This window comes from Stieleria sp. (assembly GCF_041595215.1).
GTDB classification, from domain to species: domain Bacteria; phylum Planctomycetota; class Planctomycetia; order Pirellulales; family Pirellulaceae; genus Stieleria; species Stieleria magnilauensis.
This window is the reverse complement of the sequence record NZ_JBFHKV010000950.1, coordinates 1-3,392: the sequence shown is the minus strand read 5'-3', so window position 1 is coordinate 3,392 and position 3,392 is coordinate 1. Positions and strand designations below refer to the sequence as shown.

The 3,392-nt window shown below is 61.4% G+C and carries 2 protein-coding genes; both read right to left on the bottom strand.

Going from position 1 to position 3,392, the window contains the following annotated elements:
* A partial coding sequence (locus ABX749_RS26690) for a DEAD/DEAH box helicase (RefSeq protein ID WP_372898684.1) occupies positions 1–1,808 on the bottom strand: 1,808 nt, incomplete at its 3' end.
* Between the two features lie 212 nt (positions 1,809–2,020).
* Positions 2,021–3,136, bottom strand: coding sequence for a hypothetical protein (locus ABX749_RS26685; protein WP_372898683.1), 1,116 nt, complete (start codon positions 3,134–3,136; stop codon positions 2,021–2,023).
* Positions 3,137–3,392: the final 256 nt, after the last annotated feature.

Here is a 3,392-nt window from a genome sequence, read left to right as displayed (position 1 = left end):
TCTTCGGGCAACCAAGCTTCCTCCGTCGCCGACGCGAGTCGCACCAGTGATTCTTCGCCCTTTCCATCCACGCTGACGCAGACAAACAATTCAGCGCTGCGAACCGAAGACGATCGGTCGAGCTTGACGCCGCGGCCGCCGACCATCACTCCGGAAGCTGATCCCGGTGCACGACGCTTGGCCAGCCGATCGGGAAACGCCGCCAACAGCGACCGAGTGATCGCTTCCTCGGTCGCCACGGAATCGTCCGCGTCGCTTTGATGCGGTGACTCGCGAAGCGTCTTGACCAGCGTCTGTGCGACGCGTCGAATCTGTTTCGCCCCCGAGGGATGGATGCCTGAATCGGGTGTGCCGCCGACGTGACGCCGTAGCCGCTTCAACCGCTGGATCAGATCGCTTTGAATACCTTCGTGGTGCGTCTCCGATCCCGACGATCGGTCAAACGGGTCACGCTCGGACAACAGGGCCGCGGCCACCGCAGCGTCTTCCACGCAGCCAAATTGTTTCGCCGCCAGCATCAGACGTGACAGACGCGGGTGCACCGGCAATCGATTCATTTCATTGCCCAGCGACGTGACCGCGAGCGATGCATCGAGCGCGCCCAACTGAACGAGCAGCTTGAACGCTGCGTCGACGGCATGTTCAGTCGGCGGTGTGACCCACGGAAAATCGAACACGTCGCGTTCGCCCCATGAGGCCAACATCAGCAGCGCCGATGAGAGGTCAGCTTGTATGACCTCCGCAGCCGTGTGATCGGGGCGGCTGCGATGCAACGCCAGCGGCCACAACCGAAAGCACACGCCGGGTGCGGTGCGGCCGGCACGGCCGGCGCGCTGGTCGGCGGACGCTTTGGAAATCGGCTGCAGTCGCAAACTGGGAATGCCGACCGACGTGTCGTATTGCATCACACGAGCCAGCCCGGTGTCGATGACGCACGTGATGTCCGGAATCGTGATCGATGTTTCCGCGACGTTGGTCGCTAGCACAATCTTGCGTCGATCCGACGGCGCCAGCACGGCATCCTGATCGCTCGGTGACAGATCACCGTACAGTTTGCAAACCTGGATCGATTCCGTTCGCGCGATGCCTTGAATCAATTCGGCCGCCCGATGGATCTCGCCGACGCCTGGCAAAAAGGCCAACACATCGCCTTCACGACTTCGCAGCGCAGCGGGGACCCGATCGGCAACGGCCTGGGCGATCGCGTCGCGAGTAGTGGACCGGCGTGAAAGTGATTCGTCATAGCGGATGTCGACCTCAAAGGCACGCCCATGACTTTCCACCACCACCGCGTCGGGCATCAGCCGTTCGACGGGCTGGGTTTCCAGCGTGGCGCTCATCACCACCAGCCGCAGTTCCGGTCGCAGCGTCGTGCGAACGCGATGCAGCATGCCGAGGGCCAAATCGAGTTCTAGCGAGCGCTCGTGGAACTCGTCCAGGATGACGCAGCCGACGTCCTCCAACAGCGGATCATTAGTCAAACGTCGCAGCAGAATGCCGGTCGTCATCGCGACGACTTTGGTTTGCGACGAGACCTTGCGATCGAAGCGAACGTGATAGCCATAGGTGCCGCCGACGGATTCGCCCGCCAGACGGCTCAGCCGGTGGGCGGCGGCGCGGGCGGCGATCCGGCGCGGTTGCAGCAGGATCACTTGCCCGTCGGGCATCCCCTTGCCGGTGATCAAGGCGGGGGGAACGCCGGTCGTTTTTCCGGCACCGGGCGGGGCACGCAGGATAACGGGGCGTTCGGCAGCGAGCGCCGCAATGACCTCTGCGAGACAATCCTGAATGGGTAAACGGGCTGGCATCACTTTTCCAGGGAGAACAAAACGTACCCGGGGATGATAAGTGATGCGGAGCGTGTGGCTAAGTGCACGTCGCAGTGGGCGTGGAAAAGAGAAGTGGGTCAAAAGATGGGTTGGTCAAAAAATGAAATCCTACCGAACGGAGACTCCACCTTTCTCCATTTTCTCGACCACCCCATTTTTTGACCACCCCATTTCTTGACCAACCCATCCATTCACTTCTTGCCGCTGGCTTTGCGTTGTTCCAACAGCATTTGCTCGAGAGACGAGACAGGTCGCAGTGGCGCGTCGTCTTGATCGTCCAGCAACGGCGCGACCGTGCCCTGGTTGCCGGCGCTGAGTGCGATTCGGACGACGTCCAAGGTCCCTCCGGTGAATTGATCGCCGGGAGGGATTTCGAATCGGCCCAAGCCACGGCCTTGAAAGTTGGAATCTTCGATCACGTTAGGACTTTTGCCGGTGCGATCGATCGCCACCGATTGAAGCCTCCATTCATGCACCGTCATTTCGTAGCGTGGCACCGGTGCAATCGGCGTGGAGACTTCGCGAGTGATCTGCGATCCGTCGGGGGCATAGGTCAGGACGTGACGGACGAGGTCCGCGCCGGCATCGCGTTGAATGACCACCGGCTGACTGGTCCCCGGTGCGATGGGTATCTGTTTGGATTGATCCGGTGCGACGCGGTCGGTCACCGTCACCCGGACTTCGCGCTGGGCGGTGTTGAGCAGCTTGGCCGTCACCGGCGGGAGCGGTTGTCGCGGAACAACGTTCGACTCGATGACGATCGATTGCAGCGGGGGGCGGTAAAAACGACCGGGCCCAACGGCACCTCCTAATCCCCAAGTCCCAAAACTCCCCCAGGGGCCAACGCTGAGCGTGGTGCCGAAATTCTGCCATCCGTAACCGAACGTCGGATAGCCGTAAGGGTTCAAGAAATACGGTGGAATAAACGCAGGTCCGTGGTGGTGATGATGATGCCCCGGGTGACGTCCGACCGGTCGCACACTCCGCCGCGAGAACACGTAGCGAGGAAAGACGTCGTCCAAGTCGGAAACCAGCAACCGTCCCCGGCCCGAACGGGGAAACCTGACCACACGGTTGACCGGCGGCAACCAATAACCTGCGTACTGACCGTCAAAGGAATCGAAGGATCGGTCGCGTTGAAACAGGTACTGCCGCCCGTCGGCATCGTTGACCACCATCTGTCCGGGACGCATGTAAACATCCCCCGTGATCACGCCCGAGGGTTCGACGAGGTGGTAATCCTGTGCGTGGCAATGATGCCCAGCCCAGCTGGCAGTGACGCATAGAATGGAGAGAAGCAATCGCATGACGGGCCTCCGTAGGATGAGTCTCTTTCAGTCTAGCGACTTTTGTGAACCGGAGACCAGGATCGCGACGCAAGGACGTTTGCGTCTTCGCTGCGGAGCAGCAAACCGGGGCGGCTGAAGCCTGCACACCAGCGCATGTTGGTGTCCAGCCTTCAGGCGCATCCCACTCGCTGCAAAGCAGCGAAACCGGCGGCTAAAGCCTGCACACCAGCGCATGTTGGTGTCCAGCCTTCAGGCGCATCCCACTCGCTGCGGA